This window comes from Streptomyces sp. BV286 (assembly GCF_019090165.1).
In the GTDB taxonomy this organism is placed as follows: Bacteria; Actinomycetota; Actinomycetes; order Streptomycetales; family Streptomycetaceae; genus Streptomyces.
Genome location: NZ_JAHRIB010000181.1, coordinates 125,768 through 143,150 on the forward strand (window position 1 = coordinate 125,768; position 17,383 = coordinate 143,150).

16 protein-coding genes are annotated in these 17,383 nt (G+C 68.0%); 5 read left to right on the forward strand and 11 right to left on the reverse strand.

Features of this window, described 5'->3' with window-relative positions; all coding sequences use genetic code 11:
* Positions 1–66: 66 nt before the first annotated feature.
* From KUF83_RS35660 to KUF83_RS35690, 7 genes are all read right to left on the reverse strand, one after another.
* Positions 67–1,497 carry a DUF2252 domain-containing protein gene (locus KUF83_RS35660; RefSeq protein WP_217459185.1) on the reverse strand — a complete coding sequence of 477 codons (1,431 nt, stop codon included), beginning with the start codon at positions 1,495–1,497 and terminating at the stop codon, positions 67–69.
* A gap of 172 nt (positions 1,498–1,669) precedes the next feature.
* Entirely contained in the window at positions 1,670–2,044 is a 375-nt protein-coding gene (locus KUF83_RS35665; protein WP_217459186.1) for an amphi-Trp domain-containing protein, read from the reverse strand.
* 81 nt (positions 2,045–2,125) lie between these two features.
* Positions 2,126–3,637, reverse strand: a complete 1,512-nt coding sequence (locus KUF83_RS35670; RefSeq protein WP_217459187.1) for an MFS transporter — start codon at positions 3,635–3,637, stop codon at positions 2,126–2,128.
* Positions 3,638–3,688: 51 nt separating this feature from the next.
* Entirely contained in the window at positions 3,689–5,536 is a 1,848-nt protein-coding gene (locus tag KUF83_RS35675; protein WP_217459188.1) for a glycoside hydrolase family 15 protein, read from the reverse strand.
* 179 nt (positions 5,537–5,715) lie between these two features.
* The gene (locus KUF83_RS35680) at positions 5,716–5,895 is read right to left on the reverse strand and encodes a hypothetical protein (RefSeq protein WP_217459189.1); all 180 of its coding nucleotides are present in this window, start codon (positions 5,893–5,895) and stop codon (positions 5,716–5,718) included.
* Between the two features lie 16 nt (positions 5,896–5,911).
* Positions 5,912–6,385, reverse strand: a complete 474-nt coding sequence (locus KUF83_RS35685; protein WP_217459190.1) for an SHOCT domain-containing protein — start codon at positions 6,383–6,385, stop codon at positions 5,912–5,914.
* A 205-nt stretch (positions 6,386–6,590) separates the two neighbouring features.
* Positions 6,591–7,250: an HdeD family acid-resistance protein gene (locus tag KUF83_RS35690; RefSeq protein ID WP_217459191.1), complete on the reverse strand. Its 660-nt coding sequence runs from the start codon at positions 7,248–7,250 to the stop codon at positions 6,591–6,593.
* 381 nt (positions 7,251–7,631) lie between these two features.
* Here KUF83_RS35690 and KUF83_RS35695 point away from each other — a divergent pair, with 381 nt between their 5' ends.
* Complete coding sequence (locus tag KUF83_RS35695) at positions 7,632–8,360, forward strand: SDR family oxidoreductase (RefSeq protein ID WP_217459192.1); 729 nt, start codon at positions 7,632–7,634, stop codon at positions 8,358–8,360.
* Here the strand turns inward: KUF83_RS35695 and KUF83_RS43120 are convergent.
* Positions 8,332–8,646 carry a DUF5984 family protein gene (locus KUF83_RS43120; RefSeq protein ID WP_374106229.1) on the reverse strand — a complete coding sequence of 105 codons (315 nt, stop codon included), beginning with the start codon at positions 8,644–8,646 and terminating at the stop codon, positions 8,332–8,334. The two genes, KUF83_RS35695 and KUF83_RS43120, sit on opposite strands and share 29 nt — an antisense overlap.
* A gap of 15 nt (positions 8,647–8,661) precedes the next feature.
* Positions 8,662–9,021: an SH3 domain-containing protein gene (locus KUF83_RS35700; RefSeq protein WP_217459193.1), complete on the reverse strand. Its 360-nt coding sequence runs from the start codon at positions 9,019–9,021 to the stop codon at positions 8,662–8,664.
* A 503-nt stretch (positions 9,022–9,524) separates the two neighbouring features.
* On the opposite strand from KUF83_RS35700, the gene KUF83_RS35705 reads away from it, so the two are divergent.
* Entirely contained in the window at positions 9,525–10,367 is an 843-nt protein-coding gene (locus KUF83_RS35705) for a phosphotransferase (RefSeq protein ID WP_217459194.1), read from the forward strand.
* A gap of 171 nt (positions 10,368–10,538) precedes the next feature.
* On the opposite strand, the gene KUF83_RS35710 is transcribed toward KUF83_RS35705, so the two are convergent.
* Both KUF83_RS35710 and KUF83_RS35715 read right to left on the reverse strand, forming a co-directional pair.
* Complete coding sequence (locus KUF83_RS35710; protein ID WP_217459195.1) at positions 10,539–10,988, reverse strand: hypothetical protein; 450 nt, start codon at positions 10,986–10,988, stop codon at positions 10,539–10,541.
* A gap of 31 nt (positions 10,989–11,019) precedes the next feature.
* The gene (locus KUF83_RS35715; protein ID WP_217459196.1) at positions 11,020–12,237 is read right to left on the reverse strand and encodes a TIR domain-containing protein; all 1,218 of its coding nucleotides are present in this window, start codon (positions 12,235–12,237) and stop codon (positions 11,020–11,022) included.
* A 164-nt stretch (positions 12,238–12,401) separates the two neighbouring features.
* On the opposite strand from KUF83_RS35715, the gene KUF83_RS35720 reads away from it, so the two are divergent.
* From KUF83_RS35720 to KUF83_RS35730, 3 genes are all read left to right on the forward strand, one after another.
* Entirely contained in the window at positions 12,402–13,199 is a 798-nt protein-coding gene (locus KUF83_RS35720) for a trans-aconitate 2-methyltransferase (RefSeq protein WP_217459197.1), read from the forward strand.
* 34 nt (positions 13,200–13,233) lie between these two features.
* Positions 13,234–16,266 carry an FxSxx-COOH system tetratricopeptide repeat protein gene (fxsT, locus tag KUF83_RS35725; RefSeq protein ID WP_217459198.1) on the forward strand — a complete coding sequence of 1,011 codons (3,033 nt, stop codon included), beginning with the start codon at positions 13,234–13,236 and terminating at the stop codon, positions 16,264–16,266.
* A gap of 85 nt (positions 16,267–16,351) precedes the next feature.
* Entirely contained in the window at positions 16,352–17,329 is a 978-nt protein-coding gene (locus tag KUF83_RS35730; RefSeq protein ID WP_217459199.1) for a hypothetical protein, read from the forward strand.
* Positions 17,330–17,383 lie beyond the last annotated feature (54 nt).

A 17,383-nucleotide genomic window follows, 5' to 3' on the forward strand; every position in this document is an offset into this window, starting at 1 on the left:
GACATGAACGGCCCTGGCTGGGGGGTGCGCCGTACGCGACCTCGTGCGACGCCTGCTTTCCCGGCGTCAGGCTTCGTCGAGGTCCTGCGCAGGCAGCCGCCCCGAGCGCACCGCGTCGATGAGCGTCTGATGGTCGCGCTCGTTCTGGTCGGCGTAGGCCTCGGCGAACGCGGCGAGGGCTCGGTCGAACACCGCGCCGCTGCCCAGATAGGCGGCGATGGCGATCCGGTCGCCGGAGCGTGCGTGCGCGCGGGCCAGGGTGACCCCGCACAGCTGGCCGAATGCCTTCATGTCCTTCGGCCGCATCCGCTCGGGCACGGCGATGCCCTTCCAGTCGCGCAGTTGGCGGAGATAGAAGTCGCGGCGCTTGCCGTCGATCCCGTCGACTCGCTCCCAGCCGAGGAAGATGTCGCTCGAGGCCTGCATCAGCCGCTGGCCGGCGACGACCCGCTGCCCCTGGTTGGAGAACCGGCTCGGGCCGACGTGCGAGGCCAGCACGGAGGCACCGGCTTCCTTCGCCTGGAGGAAGAGGGGGTCTCCGCCGTCCCGGCCGAGGAGGAGGAAGATCCAGCACCGGGTGCCGACACTGCCCACTCCGACGACCTTCCGGGCGATGTCGACCAGGCGGTAGTCCGCCAGAAGTGAGCGCCGATCGGATGCGAGCGTACGAGCGTAGCGTTCGAGCAGGCTCTGGAACTGGCGCTCCAGTGCGGTGCGCGCGACATCCGGCAACAGGTCGGCCGCCGGGACGAGCAAGGGCGGGTCGGCCGCGATGCGGGGCCCGTGCTCGGTCGTCCGGGTGAGTTTGTCGAAGGCTTGCAGGCTGTCGCGAGTGCGCGCCTTGGCCATCGCGCGAAGCAGGTTCTTCCGGCCGCGCTTGTGGAGGCGGTCGGCGGCCAGTGTCCCTAGGAGGCTCTCGTCGATCTTCGCGTACCAGACGTCGAGGTTGCTCATGTCCGCGAAGCGGATCATTGCTTCGCGGTACGAGCGGACCATGGCGCTGACGACGCGGGCGCGCTCGGCGTCGTCGAAGCCGTTCGCCCGGCCCGCGATGGCGAGACTCGTCGCGAGCCGCTTCACGTCCCATTCCCAGGGGCCCGGCAGCGTCTCGTCAAAGTCGTTGATGTCGAACACCAACTGGCGTTCCGGCGAGGCGAGCAGACGGAAGTTCAGCATGTGGGCATCCCCGCACAGCTGAACCGTGAGGCCCGAGGAGGGACTGTCGGCGAGATCGGACGCCATGATCGCGGCGGCGCCCCGGTAGAAACGGAACGGTGACTCCAGCATGCGGGCGTACCGGATCGGAACGAGCTCGGGGAGCCTCGTGGCGGACTGGGCTTCGAGGATGGCCAGTGGGTCCCGCCGGCTTGAGGAGAGCTGGTGGACGGCGTGGGACGACCGTGGGGAACGGCGCCGGGACTTCTTGCCCAGGGCTGTACGTTCCTCAGGCGTGGCTTGAGGTGCTGCACGCATCGCTGTGGCCACGATCTTGGACATCGCACACCTTCCTGCCTGGTCCTGCCCTGTCTTGTGGCACGGCCGGTGAGGTGACCGGTCGCGGCTTCGGGAGTGGGGTGCGGTGAAGCGGCGCGGCCGGACCGGGCCATGGCCTGATCGCTGTCACGGGTGAGCTGCGTACAGGTGCGCAGCCCGCAGCCCTGTTGTCGAGTCAGGACGCTTTCGTGGCGGCCCGTTTGACGCGCTTGTTCTTGGCTGTGCCCGCGCCGGTCTGGGCGCGCTTCGCGGGCGCCCTCTTGCGCTTCGGTGCACCGGTGGTGGAGGCGGCTGCGGCAGAGCGCGCGGACGCCTTCCGGGCCGGTCTGCTCGGCCAGGTGAACTCGATTTCGAGCTCGATCTCTCCGTCGTCGACCTCGATCTCGATCTCACTGCGGAGATCGTCGGGGATCTTCAGGCTCAGTGTCCCGTGCCCGAATTCCAGGTCGACGTCCCCGCCCTTGCGCAGGGCGTCCGCGAGCGCGGTGAGCTGGTCCGCCGCCTCCGTGCGCGACAGCGAGCGCTTCTGCTCGAACTTCAGGTCCGTCATGGGGTTCTCCGATCAGGCACACACAGCAGGTGTGGATCATTGTCACGTCATGCGGGAAATCCAGCATCCTGACGTCCTGATCTACCGCGACGACGGTCTCGGCGGGTCCGGGCGCGGGCCCGGGCGTCGGTCGGCGTCTCCCTTCGCACGCTCTTCGGTGTTGCCCCCGCGCCGGGTCGGGGCAGGACCGGTGGTGGCTGCGGGCGGGGGAAGCGTAGAAGGCAGACGGGTCGCGGTTACCAGGCCAACGAGTCCGATGGCAGCCAGGAAGCCCATCGCGGCGGCGTAGGCACCTTGGGACAGACCGGCGACGAGGATGGTGCCGGCTATCGCGGTGCCGAAGGAGGAGCCGAGGTTGGAGACGCCGCGGGAGAGCCCGGAGATCTCGCCCTGGCGCGCTTCGGGGAACGCGGACTGGACGACGTTGACCGAGGGGGTCAGCATCATGCCGAGACCGAGTCCGATCAGCAGGAGGCCTGGGGCGAAGGCCCACGGTCCGGCGGAGCTGGAGACGAGGGCGATCAGGACGCCGATCCCGGTGATGGTCAGTACGAATCCGGCCATGATCAGCGAGCGCTGGGACCACCGCGCCGCCAGCCGCGCGGCGGCCAGGGACGTAACGAGCAGGCCCAGGGTGGCCGCTGTGAAGATCACGCCGGTTTCGACGGCGTCGTAGCCCCGGACGGTCTGCAGGAACGCCGCGACAGTGAACGACGTGCCCATCAGCAGCAGCCACTGGACGTTCTGGGTGATCAGGCCGAGGTTGGACGTGCGGTTGCGGAACAGGCCGGTCGACAGCAGTGGCTCCCGTCCTGCCCTCTCCTCAGCGCGCACCCAGTGCACGAACGCCGCCAGGACGAGAGCTCCGGCCGCCAGCAGAGCAGCCATCAGCCACAGGTTGTCGTCGGCGGCGAGGATGCCGGCGACGATCAGTACCAGGCCCGCGGCGGAGAGCACGGCTCCGCGGACGTCGAAATGCCGCTTCGCGTCGGGCGGGAGCGGGTCGTCGAGCGAGCGGCTCAGGATGATGATCAGTGCGATCACCAGGGCCTGGAGGACGAAGGCGGCACGCCAGCTGATCGCCGCGGTGACGAGGCCGCCGATGAGCGGTCCCGCTGCCGCGCCGACGCCCCCGGCGGCCATGACGGTGCCGAAGGCGCGGGCGCGCGAGTCGAGGCTGGTGAAGAGCAGGGTGGTGAGGATGTAGACCGGCGGAATCAGCAGGGCGGTGCCGACGCCCTGGAGGACGGAGTAGCCGAGGATCAGCACGCCGAGCCCGGGCGACACCGCACTGAGCACCGCACCGATCCCGTACACGGTGAGGCCGGTGAGGAAGCAGCGTTTGCGGCCGAGGATGTCGGTCAGCTTGCCACCGGGAATCATCAGCGCGGCCATGACGAGCAGGAAGATCGTGATGACGATCTGGACTCCCTGGACGGTCGTGTCGAGGTCCTCACTGATGTCGTTGATCATCACGTTCATGTTCGACCCGGCGAAGCTGCAGATGAACTGCGCGAGGGCGAGCGGGGCCAGGACCTTCAGGCCGGCGCGCGAAGGGGTGTGGGGGCCGGGCTCGGGTGTCCGTTCGTTCATGACGCCTCCCAGGTTCCCCCTGCTTCCGTCCTGCCGGCAGTACCGGAAGGATCAGCAGGCCCGTGGTTCTGCCCGGTCGAGTTCCTCGTCGAGGGCGATGGCCGCGTCGATGAGGGCCAGATGAGTGAATGCCTGGGGAAAGTTGCCGAGCTGCTCGCCGGAGGGACCGATCTCCTCGGCGAAGAGACCGACGTGGTTGGCGTAGGTGAGCATCTTGTCGAAGGCGTAGCGCGCCTGGCCGATGCGGCCGGCCCTGGCGAGGGCCTGGACATAGAGGAAGCTGCACAGGTTGAAGGTGCCCTCGGAGCCCTTCAGCCCGTCGGGCGATGCTTCCGGGTCGTAGCGGTAGACGAGGCTGTCGCTGACGAGTTCCTCGTCCATGGCGTCGAGCGTGGTGAGCCAGTCCGGGTCGTCCGGGGCGAGGAAACCCACGCGCGGCATGAGCAGCAGAGAGGCGTCGAGCACGTCGGAGTCGTAGTGCTGGACGAAGGCGCGGCGCTTGTCGCTCCAGCCGCGGTCGATGATCTGGTCGAAGACGGCGTCGCGAGCCGCGGACCAGCGGCCGAGATCGGCCGGGCGGGCGTGGGCGGTGGCGAGTTTGACACCGCGGTCGAAGGCCACCCAGGTCATGAGACGGCTGTAGGTGAAGTCGTGCCCGCCGCCGCGGGTCTCCCAGATTCCCTCGTCGGGACGGTCCCAGTGGTCGCAGAGCCAGTCCAGGAGCTTCGCGAGGGCCTTCCAGCCGCGTATGCCACCGATGTCCTTCGCCTGGGCGATGGCGTAGGCGGCCTCGCCGTAGATGTCGAGCTGGATCTGGTCGGCCGCCGCGTTCCCCGCCCGGACGGGTGCGGAGTTCCGGTATCCCTCGAGGTGGTCGAGGATCTCCTCCGTCAGGTGGGGTTCGCCGTCGATGCGGTACATGATCTGCAGTGGTTCCCCGGAGGCCGTGGCTCCGGCGTCGAGGCGGTCGCGCAGCCAGCGGCGGAAGGCCTGGGCCTCGGCGGTGAAGCCGAGGTCGATCAGCGCTCGGACGGACAGGGAGGCGTCGCGGATCCAGGTGTAGCGGTAGTCCCAGTTGCGTTCGCCGCCAATCTGTTCGGGCAGGCCCATGGTGGCGGCGGCGATCGGTGCGCCGGTGGGGGCGTAGGTGAGGAGTTTGAGGGTGATCGCGGAGCGGATGACCATGTCGTGCCAGCGGCCGCGGTAGCGGCATGAGCGCAGCCAGTTCAGCCAGAAGGCGCGACAGGCGTCGAAGGACGCGGTGACCGTTTCGACGTCGGGACGGGGGTCGCCGGGGTCGCGACCACGAGCGGCGGTGTCCGCGCTGTGGCTCGTGAGGACGATCGCGGCCTGTTCGCCGGCGCGGAGGGTGAAGTGCGCGGTGACGTCCGTGCCGCCCACGTCGAGCGCGACGGGGGCGGTGGCCTGCACATGGAGGTCGGTGTCGGGGCCGCAGAAGACGACGGATCCGTCGTCGAGCCGGTCGAGGGAGTGCTCGGCACGGCCGTAGTCGAAGCGCGGCCGGCAGTCGAGTTCGAACGGCAGGCTGCCGCGCACCACGCGGGCGACCCGGACCAGGCGGTGCCGGCCGGACGGGGTCGTGGAGGGGTCCGGTTCCATGAAGTCGACGACTTCCCCGACACCGTCGGGCGCCAGGTAGCGGGTCACCAGGACGGCGGTGTCGGGCATGTAGAGCTGGCGGACCGTGACGTTCTCGCCGATGTCGACCGTCAGACGGCAGTGACCGCCTCGCTCGCTGTCCAGAAGGGAGGCGAACATGCTGGGCGAGTCGAATCGCGGGGCGCACCACCAGTCGACCGTGCCGTCGGCGGCGATCAGCGCCGCGGTCTGCAGGTCACCGACGATCCCGTGGTCGGCGATCGGAGGGTAGCTGTTCATGGCTTCTCCTTGTGGTGCGGGGCGCCACACGTGTCCGCCGTGGTGTGGCCCGGCGCCTGGGCGGGACGGCTGCGTGCGAGTCGTGCCACGTGGGAGTACGGCAGGGGGGGCTGCCTGCGGTGCGGCCACGACAGCAGCGCCCGGATGTCACGTACCGCTCCGGTGTGCGCGAGAGCCCGCTACGCTCCCGCGGCGGGCGCCAGGTCGGCGAGGCCGACCCGCCCTATGACGCCGCCGCCGCTCGGCGGGATCGTCATCGCTCTCCACGGCCCGGCCCTGGTGCGGCCCGCCTCCCGGAGCTGGTTCGTCGAGTCCGCCTGCCGTACGGGGGTGACGGTCAGGGCCGATGCTCGTTCCATGTCCTGCGGCACGCGTTCAGCGGTCGCCGTTCATGGCTGCCGTACTGGTGGCGCTTGCGTTCCCGGTCGGGGCTTTGCCGCTGAGGACCAGTCCCTTGGCCCTGCGGAACTCTTCGTCCGTGATGTCGCCGGCGGCTCGGATCTCGGACAGCTTGGCGAGCTCGTCGACGCTGCTGCGGCGGCCGTCGCCGGCAGCCTCCCTCACATAGGCATGGAACGCGTCCTGCTGCTCCCGGGCCTTTGCGATCTCCCTGCGGCCCATGTTCTTGCCCCGGGCGATGACGTAGACGAGAACGCCCAGGTAGGGCAGGAGGATGGTCAGTGCCAGCCAGCCTGCCTTCGCCCATCCGTTCATCGCGTCGTCACGGAAGATGTCGGTGACCACGCGGAAGAGCAGCATGATCCACAGAATCCACAGGAAGAACAGGAGCATGCTCCAGAAAATGCTCAGCATCGGGTAGTCGTACGCCAGGTTCACGGGTGCGCTCATGTCCTTCTCCTCCGTCGCGGGCATCGGCCCGGCTGGTGGGGCGTGCTGTCCTCAGCGTGCGCACCGCCGGCGGCCGTGCGCCTCACCCGGAGGGGGTGAGGGAACGGCCGACCGGAGGGGGTGAGGGAACGGCTGCCCGGAGGGCGGCCGTCCCCTCCGGGCGGAGGGGACGGCCGCAGGTGTGTGGGGGGGGTGGTGTGGCCTGTCAGGCGCCGAGACGTGACGCCGGGTCCTCGGCCGCTTTGTTGAGCGCTGCCCGCCAGGCGAGGGCGAGAGCCGTCTCGGCGAGCCCGAGCAGGACGAGCCACAGGCCCAGCAACCGGGTCAGTGCCCGTGCGGACTCCGACGGCAGGGCAAGCACCACGATCCCCGCGACAATGCCGAGGAGCGCCACGGTCAGGACGACACCGCGGTGCGGCAGGTCCTTGGCAGTGATGGCGGTGTAGAGGGTCAGCAGACCCGAGACGAGCCAGACGGCGCCGACGATCAGTGAGAGCGCGGCGATGGTCTGCAGGGGGTTTCGCAGGCACAGCACCCCGGCCAGGACGAAGAGCACAGCTGCGAACAGCCCCGGGAGCCGCTCACCGTGCTCCTTGTGCGCGAAGACGGACACGAACCGGAAGGCCCCGGTGGTCAGCAGATACAGGCCGATGAGGACCGCAACGACGTGCAGGGTCCCGTCCGGCCACACCAGCAGCAGAACGCCGGGCACCAGCGTCACCAGTGCCGAGACCAGGATCCAGGTCCAGGAACGGCCCAGACGCGTCAGTACGTCCGCAGGGCCGCCTGCGGGGCCGGTGGCGGCCTCACCGGCTACCGGCCGCGGTCCGTCGTACTGCTGTGTCGGGTCACGGGGTGCGGTCATGGCGTGCTCCTCACGGAAACGGGCGGGACGTCTCCGCCCGCCACCGACGGCGATCGGGGGCCCTGCCACTTCAGCCTCGCGCGCGTCGTCCGCCGCCGTGTCACCCGCTGCGGGTGATCTGTCGGCTCCGCGAGGGGCGGCCGGAGCCGCAGCGCCATCAGCCCGGACAGCGCCTCTTCACCCCGGCGCCGGACTCTCCTCCCCTCCTCTGCGATCCTCGCCGGGATGCTCGGCGTCCGCTTCGACGTCGCCGTCCAATGGCAGCGAGCATCAGCCGGGGACCGAGCCACCCATGCAGCGACGCGAGCCGCCGCTGCCCAGAGCTGCCCAGAGCTGCCCAGAGCTGCCCAGCAACGATCCACGAACCAGGAGAGCGACACCATGAGATTCGACAAGCACCGCGTCGTCATCACAGCCGCCGGGCGTGACTTCGGGCGAACCCTGGCGATCCGGCTCGCGGATTGCGGTGCCGAGGTCTTCCTCTCCGCTCGCAGTCTCGATGCCGCCGAACGTGTCCGTGACGAGATTCGCGCTCGTGGCCATCAAGGAGTGCACGCGTTCGCCTGCGACCTGACGGACCCCGCCTCCATCCGCGACTTCGCCTCCTCCGTGGCGCGACATACAGACCGTGTCGATGTGCTCGTCAACAACGGCTCCCGCTACCTCGAAGGGCCGGATCTGCTGTCCGCGACTGACGCCGATGTCGTAGACACCATTGCCTCCGGCGCCACGGGCACGGTCCTGACCGTGAAGAACTTCCTTCCTCTCCTACTGAATTCGGACAAACCCGATGTCGTGATGATGGTCTCCGCGTGCGGAACCCCGGGCCACCACCGGTCGGACGCCCACGACGCCTTCTACGCAGCCAAGAACGCCCAGGCAGGATTCACCGAGATCCTCTCCAAGCGCCTGCGCCCCCAAGGAGTCCGGGTGATATCGCTGTACCCGCCTGACTTCGACAACGCCGACCCGCTCACCGAGGAATGGGAAACCACCCCGCGCGGGTCCGAGGATGCCCTCACCGCGCACTCGCTCGTGGAGTGCATCCTCTTCGCCGTCACCCAGCCCCGCGACTGCTTCATCAAGGCGTTCCACTTCGAACAGGTCTGAGCAGTCCTCGCGCCCCGCACGGCCGTTGATGCCGGATCAACGGCCACTGCGACCGCGGGCTCGGGTGTGTCGAGCCAGGTCCAGATCGGTGAGGTGTCGGCCGCACGCCCACCAGGTTTTCTGGCATCGATTGCACCGCCTCCGGCACGAGCGCGATCACGTCCTCCCCGAGGCGGACGACGTAGTGATCCACATTCGGGTGTGGTTCTCGACCGTCGCTGTCGTTCCGCAGTGTCTGGACAGTGCGCTCCGAGTTGCGCAGCACCTCGTGCCCGTCGGGGCTCACAGCGGCTGTCGTTGGTCAGGAGGCCGACCCGGAGCATCTCGGCGAGCCGGGGATGTAGCCGTCGCTGCCTGTGTTGACGTTCGTGTCGGACACGAATCCGTTGTTGCTGAGCTTGTCCCAGATCGCGGAGGTCCCGTACGTCCCGGTCACCCGCTCGCCCTCCGTCTGACACACGATGTTGACCACGGAGCGCGCCGGGAGCACCTGGATGATCCGGTAGGACGTCGACGGACCTGTGCGGACGTTCACTTGGACGTTGGCCGTGTAGAAGCCGGCCGCGTTCGCCGTTCCCGCGCCTCCCAGTACCCAGGCTCCGGTCATGGTGGCCACCACTCCACCCCACGCTGCGGACCGGCGGATCTTGGCACTCAACATCGGGAACTCCTCCATTGCGGCATCCCCCAGAGTTGGGGCCGCACGGCGTGAACTCTACCCAGGGCAAAGGCAGTTCATTGTCTGCGCCAGGCAGGACGTCGCTGCCCACGCCGGTCCCGACGCCGCACGAATCGATGCCGGCACCCCGCTTTAGAGCAGTCGCAACCCGGCTACCCGAGGCGACAAGGCCGACCACCGCCACAAGCTCGCGTCCGGTGGCTGACAGTACGCCCCGTGGTCAGGGCGCCCGGTGCACATGTCCAACGCGTTGGCGCTTCCACCTGCCGTCCTCCGGTCATGGCGATGATGCCGTCATCGGCCACGACGGCCGCCCCGACCTACAGAGGGTGCCGGAGTATTCCAAGGCTTGTGCAGTCCTTCTTTGCGATGCTGGTCGCCACGTCCGGATGTGGATATGGACGCCACATGACGCTCTCGAAGACTTCGAGGGCGTCGCAGTCGTCCTCGGACGCCTATGTGTACCCAAGAATGAGGGAGGACGTATGGAGCCGCCGGAACTCCGTCGGGCAGTCGAGGCAGGCCGGGCGACCGCTTCTGAGCTGGGTCTTCAGGTCGATGATGTAGTCGTCATCCACAACTCGGATCGCGTCGCGCTACGCCTGGACCCATGCGACGTCTTGGCTCGGGTTGCACCTGTGGAGCACTTGGCTGATTCCGAGTTCGAAGTAGAGGTCGCTCGCCGTCTCGCCGACGTTGCCGCTCCGGTGGCCGAACTCGACCCTCGGGTGGAACCGCGAGTATTCCTGCGTGACGCCTTCGCCATCTCGCTCTGGACCTACTACGAACCAGCGGAGTCGGAGATCGCGCCTGCCGACTACGCGGACGTCTTCCTGCGACACCATGCCGCCCTGCGCCAAATCGACCTGGATGCACCGCACTTCACCGATCGAGTCGCTGTGGCACTGCGCGAGGTGAAGGACCGGGAGCGGTCCCCCGAGTTGCCCGAGTCCGACCGGGAACTCCTGAGCGAAACACTCAGTGGACTGAGCGCCGCGATCAGCACCGAGCATGACCGCGACCAGCTGTTGCACGGCGAGCCGCATCCGGGAAACCTCCTCAACACCCGTAGAGGGCTGCTCTTCGTGGACCTCGCTACGTGCTGCCGCGGTCCGATCGAGTTCGACCTCGCCCATGCGCCCGAAGAAGTGGGCGACCACTACGAAGGGGCCGCCCCCCTCCTGATCCACCGGTGCCGCGCCTTGAACTGGGCGATGTTCTCGGCCTGGCGTTGGCGCCGGGCGGACCAGATGCCCGACCGGGACCGTTGGAGGGTGGCGGGGCTCAACCATGTGCGTGCCGCACTCGATCGCTGCGACCTCGACTGACCACGTTCACAGAGTCACGGGCGACGCTCCCCCGCTGCGCCGAGAGGGATGGCTCAATGAGGGATGGCACCATGCACGAATCACACCGTCCCCGAATACGCCCGGAAGGTGGACACCGCCTCGACGCCCTGCGCCACCTCGGCTCTCACGTTCTTCCGCCTCCGTCCGCTGTCAAGAGTCTGCTGCCCCTGCCGGTCCTTCAGGTCCTTCAGGTCCTTCAGGTCCGCCTGTTCCTTCCGGATCACCGTCGGTCGGCGGGGGAAGCTCTGCGGCTGACAGCGCGTTCGCCAGTTCGGCGACCTTGGCGGAGTCCATGTCCTGCGGAATCAGGACGGTGACCGTTCCACGCGTCAGAGTCAGCGGCGGGGTCTGTGGTGGCTGAGTTGCGAACCACCGGCGCACGCTGTCCAGGAACGCCGGGAGTCCGAGAGCCGTGGAGAGCACCACGGCGATGACGGACAGAGGATCGCCCAGGTGCTCGTCGTGTGCCGCACTCGCACCGGTCGGCGATGAGGTCACGCGCATGGTGCCGCGCAGTCGGTCGTCCGCCAGGAGCCACCTTTCAAGACCGGCGCGGATCATGAGGTCGGTCGGATCAACCTGGAACGCAAACCCTGTCATGTGGCACTCCGTCTCGATGCTGTGCGGCTTCCTACAGCGGACCGGGCTTCCAGCGGTTCGGAATGAGCATGATCCGGTGACCGTCGTTGCGCACCTGACGGTGCGGCTTGGGCCAGTCCTTGTCGGCACAGAGCCGGCGCGCCCCCTCGAACAGGGATTCCGCGTCCAGCATCGGCGGTCCACCTGGCAGACCGCGCTCAAGGATGTCCAGGAGAGCATCGGTGAAAGCGGTGCGCGCCCTTCCACTCGGTGCCAGGGAGACCTCTGTCGCGCCGGAGGAGGCCATCAGAAATGTGCCTTCGATCGGCGGGAGGAGAGGACCTGCGGCAGCGAGCGTGTCAAGCCCTCGAGCGCTGTAGCAGCAGTCGATGATCACCAGACGCTGGGAGGCGGGCGACGTGGCGACCACCTCGCGGATCTGCTCGAACGGCAGGAAGGTGTGAGGGGAGAAGGCACGCGAGTCGGCAACGGACAGGAGCAGTTGGCCTGTGCGAGGGTGCGGAATGCCGTGACCTGCGTAGTACACCAGGAGCATCCCGCTGTCGAAGGCGGTCGCCTGGCCGGCTCGCTCGATCGTGTCAATGATCACGCGCGGATCCGACGGGTTGTCCACGGTTGTGCATCGGTCGTAGGGAATTCCGAACGAGGTCGTCAGAAGCTTGCCCAGATCCGCGAGGTTCCCTTTGATCGCAGGCTGATTGCTCAGCTCCTGGTAGGTGTGGACACCCACCAGAACGGACGCACCAGTGCTCCAGTCGGCGGCTTTTCGACCCCGTGGCGAGGCCGGTGGGAACCGAGAACGTGCGGTGTCACGAGGGGCCCCCGGAAACGGCGGTCGGTCCTGCGGTCTGCCCGGCGCACGGAGAACCTTGAGCAGTTCACGCCGGGCGCTCTCATTGTCGAGGCCGTACAGGGACAGTGCCAGAAGTGGCCTGAGGAGCTTTGGCGGCTCGGTGTCGTCGATGCGCACCGGGATGAGCCGGTCCCCGGCAGCGAGAACCGCGGACCAGTGATCGGCAGTGGAATAGCGGGCATCGAAGTAGGCCCTGGAGAACAGCGCCAGCACTTGGCCGTTCTCCACTGCATGACCAAATCTGACCTGCTGGTTGTCTCCGGTCCGCCAGTGCCAGGCGTCCAACTGGACCTCGTATCCGGCTTCTTGCAGCTCCCATGCCACCCACTCGGCCCATGAGCGGTCCGGCTCGGCATAGCTGATGAAGAGATAAGCAGGCTCCGCCGTCTGTGGCATCCGCAGTCCCAACCTTTACCCCCGTCAGGGTTGTACCTTCGGCGGATTCACCGCTTCATCGGAACTGTGCCCCGTCCGCGAGACATCCGTGGCCACTAGCCTGGTGGCATCATGCCCAGGTTCGAGAATCCCCTCACGCGATGGCTTGCTCAAGGTGGCCGCTCATGGGTTCCCACAAGGAACGGGAGAGCCTGATGGCAAAGTACAAGTTCGGTGACTCGACGACGGCGGAAACGCGACTTGTGACGGTTGCCCGGGTCTTCGAGCCGAGCAGCCGCGCCTTCCTGCAGAGCTACGCCGCCCCCGGGGCATCGCTTGCGGTGGACCTGGGCTGCGGTCCCGGGCACTCCACGCGGCTGCTGCACGAAGTCCTGCAGCCGACTCACACGCTCGGCCTGGACCGCTCCGCGAGCTTTCTGGCGACAGCTTCGGCGAGCGCCTCGCCCGGCATGCTCTTCCGCCGCCACGACGTCACTGTCACCCCGTTGCCGGTCCGACAGCCCGACATCCTCTTTGCCCGGCTGCTGCTGTCTCATCTGAAGGAGCCCGCCCGCCTGGTTTCGGAGTGGGTCGCCGAGCTGGCGCCGGGCGGCAGCCTCCTCCTCGATGAGGTCGAATCCATCGAGACAAGCGACGAAACCGGCAGGGAATACCAGAAGGTCGTCCAGTCAATGCTCCGCAACAACGGTCAGCGTCTCGACGTGGGTCGTCTGCTGACCGCCGCAAGTCCTGCTGGAGCAGGCAGAGTCCGACAGCGGTTGGTGACCGTGCAACCCACCTCGCAGCAGGTGGGTTTGATGTTCGCGCTGAACCTGCGGGTGTGGCGGTCGGACCCGTTCCTCGTGGCCAGGTACTCCCCCGACTGGCTTGATGCCCTGCAGTGCGAGCTGGACCGTGCCGCAGAAGGCTTGCGGAGCCTGGCAGTGACCTGGACCATGAGGCAATTGGCGCTCACGCGTTGATCCCTCAGCGCGGTGTGTGACAAGGGGGACTGCGGTGGGCGGCGCTTCGGACAGAGCAGACTTCTACCTCAGCTACCATCCCGCCGACCTCTCATGGGCACACTGGCTCAGCTGGGTACTCGAACAGAACGGCTACAAGGTCTTCGTCCAGGACTGGGATCTGAAGCCCGGTGAGAACATCGTCGCCCGCAAGGCCCAGGCTCTCGACCGTTGCGATTTCACCCTGGCCGTGGTGACACCCGCCTACCTCGCAGCTCCTGCCTGCCGGGACGACTGGACCTCCGCCTTCCTCCAGGATCCGGACGGCCGCGACCGGCTTGTCTGCGTGCAGACCGAGGTGTGCGACCTCCCGCGGCAGCTGCGAACCCGCGGGGTGATCGACTTACAGGACCGCCCGGAGGGTGAGGCCCAGGCCGTCCTTCTCGACAGCCTCGATCCCGGTCGCCGACGTCTCACGGCTCATCCGGGCTATCCGCGCTTCCTTGACCGTGCGGCAGAGCCTCCTCGGTTCCCTGCCGTGCCGCCGAGCATTTTCAACGTGCCCCCACGCAACGACCACTTCACTGGACGGCTCAACCACCTGCGCGGACTCCACGGGCACCTGGAGACGGTGACGGTCCTGCAGGCAGCAGTGCACGGGCTCGGCGGTGTGGGCAAGAGCCAGGTGGCCATCGAGTACGCGCACCGGTACGCGACGTCGTACGACATCATCTGGTGGGTGGCAGCGGAGCAGCACGCGGTCATGCAGGCGGACATCTCCGCACTCGCCGCCGCGCTGGACATCCCACTGACCGGCGACCAGCGTCGCCAGACAGAAGCGCTGTACGCCGAACTGCGCCGACGTGGCCGATGGTTGATCATCTACGACAACGCGGAGCACCCTGACGACGTGTACCCCTTGCCGGAGGGCGGGCGGGTCCTCATCACGTCACGGAATCCGAACTGGGCCAACGTCGCGACAGCGATGTCCCTGGACGTACTGACCGACGCGGAAGCCAGCGGCTTCCTCGACAAGCGTCTCAGCACCGGCGACCCTCATGACTACGGAAGTCCGACCGATATCGGGGAGTTGAGGCAGCGGCTGGGGAATCTGCCCTTGGCTCTCGAACAGGCGGCAGCCTTCATCCAGGCGGCCGGGATCAACGTTCGTGACTACCTCGGTCTGCTCTCCACCAGCCCGAGGGACGCGTTCTCCACGCGCCCGCCGGTCGGTTACGCGCTCACCGTCGTGGATACGTGGATGCTGACCCTGGACAAGATCGAGAAGACCTGCCCGGACGCCTACAGGCTCCTTCTGTTCTGCGCGTTCCTCGCACCTGACCAGATCCCGCGAAGGGTTCTGAGCCGGCCCGAGAGCCGCTTGCCCCGACACCTCAGCAAAGTCGTGACCACCCCGTCGCGCTACATCGCGGCTGTCAGCGCGCTGCGTCGCTATTCCATGGTCAAGGCCACTCCCGAGGAGATCTCGCTGCACCGACTGGTGCAGTGGGTGGTCAGGCAGAGAGCGAACCGGTCCGGCCCGCAGCCGGCCGAGCTCGTGTCGGACGTGGTGCGATGGCTGTTGAGCATCTATCCCCTGAGCGCAGGTGAGCCGGAGAACGCGGCTCTGGCCGACACCCTGCTCCCCCATGTACTGGCAGTTCACGACCACGTGCCTGCATACCGGCACAACGCTCCCCGGAGAGAACTCGCAGTCCTCCTGGAGCGCTCTGCCGTCTTCCTGCACGCCAGTACTCGTCTGAAGACCGCGGAGACCCTGTTCGACTCGGCGCTTCGGCATCTGAGCGGTGTCAAGCCCACGGACCCTCAGCTTCTTCGCACCCAACTGGCTTACGGGCGACTGCTGCAGGACGTCGGACGGACCGACAAGGCGCATCACCTGTTCGAGCAGGTTCTCGTCCAGGCCAGGAAGCGACAGGCCGGTCGTTCGGGCCTTCTCACCCCCGCGCTGGTCGACATGGGACGCCTGCTCCAAGAGGAAGGGCGACTGCGGGAGGCTCGCGAAAGGGTGACGGAGGCGCTGGCCCTGGCTCCCGCCGAACGACTGCCGGTCGAGCTGCAGGCCAAGGTGTACGGGAGCCTGGGCCGCATCCAACAGGATCTCGGAGAGATCCCCGAGGCCCGCCGCGCCTACGAACTGGCTCTGCGGCTGGCAGTCCAGACGTTCGGCGAGAGCGACAGCCGCGTCGCGCTGCGCCGCAACAATCTGGCGGGCGCTCTGCACCTGGCGGGAGACATGGAGGGAGCGAGGCGTCATCTGGATGCCGCGCTCGCCGGACTCACACGTATCTACGGCGGCGAGCACGACCGCACTGTCGCCGTACGGGTGAATCTCGGGGCAGCGCTTCAGGCACTTGGGGAGTACCGGGCGGCCCGTGTGCAGCTCGACCAAGCCCTGCAGGTCTGCGGGAAGCTCGAACTTCACGAGGATCCGCGCATTCCGATGATCCTCACCGGCCTCGGCGTCTTGTCCCAGGACGACGATGATCTGCCTCAGGCGATCACCCATCACCGTGCCGCCCTGGAGGCGGGCCTGAAGCTGTACCTCCCTGATCACCCGCGCATGGTGGTGCTCTCGTCCAACGCGGGCGCGGCGATGACCCGCGAAGGCTCGGTCGCGGAAGCCTCGACGACGCTCCGCGAAGCCCTCGGGGCAGCCGGCGCTCTGTACGGAGAGCACCACCCGAGGGTCGCGGTGGTGCGCAGCCACTGGGGCATGTGCCTGGCAGCCGCCGGAGACACCGGCCAGGCGTGGACGCAGGAGAGTCTCGCCCTCGAGGACTCACAGCGGACGTACGGCGATCGGCATCAGCGGGTCGCGACGATCCAGAACAACCTCGGGTGCATTCGCTGGATGCAAGGGCGACCGCGGGAGAGCGGCGAGCTCTTCTCCCGTGCGCTGCAGATCGCCACGCTCGCCTACGGTCCCGCGCACCCGCGAACCGCGGTCTTCAGGGCGAACCTCACCATCAGCGACGGCGATCCGGTGAGTGGAGCCGGACCGGAACCGGCGGCCCTGTTCATCCCTCTCCACATCCACCAGCAGGCGACGACCATTGATCGCTAGCACTGGTTCGGCTGCCGGGGACGGAGGCAGGGGTCACACGTATCCCGGCTGCCGGTCGACCTGAGCCGGTCGTTAGCCTCGGCGTATGACTTCTGTGCGGCCTGCGAAGGTGATCACACGTCACCGCGCCGGGTCGATCCACGCGTACGTGATCCGCCCCGGCGCTCTCGGCCCGCTGGAGCCCGTGGCGGTGTTCCAGCCGTTGCCCGGCGACGACGTCGTGGAGTCGGCGGTCCGGCCCGATCTTGAGCGAGTCGTATATACGACGCTGGACCGCGCCGTCTGCCTGACCCGCACCGGTGACCTGGCGTGGACATCGGTCTTCGAGCCGCACTCCGACCAGGTCCATGGACACAGGCCCGGCTGTGCGCTCGCCCTGGACGGTCGAACCGCATGGATCTACCGGCCCGACGCGATGGCGGGTCGCCGGGACGCGGACCAGTGGGTGGCGCACGATCTCGACAGCGGAGCGGTCCTCGCCCGTCAGAAGCTGGAAACGGCCGGGCACGGCGCCGTCCATCACGTGCACCCCCTCGACGGCAGCGTCTACCTCGACATCGGTGAAGGGCAGGACGGTTCCGTCATCCTCAGGAGTGCGGCCGGGCACGGCGGCAGTCCGGAATTCCTGGCCTACCCGTGGCGGGACCGCTGCCTGATCGATCTGGCCCCGGACGGGCAGCAGTTCATGACCGCCGATCACGGGCAGACGGACGTCGCCTTCCACCGCCATCCCAGCGGAGACGTCCTCTTCACCCTGCCCGTCGAAGCATTCGGATACGACCCAGACGAAACCTTCGTGGAATGGAGCGGCGGCTACCTGACCCCGGACACGGCCGTCGTCACCCTGGGCGGGGAGGGGCATGACGAGGAGGAGTGGTTCCGACACCACCTGATCGACGTGCGCACGGGCACGCTCCGGGGCGAGATCGCCGTCGAAGTGACCAACCCGTACGAACTGGTGCTCCTGGGCGACGGCTCCTGGCTCACGGACGGCCCCGACGGCAACCCCGTCCGCTGCCCGGGCTCTCCACTGCCTCCCGCACCACCGCTCCCGGGAACCTGACGGACGCTCACCGGTCATCCCGGTGGACGACTTCCGCGCGTGCTTCGGGCTCGG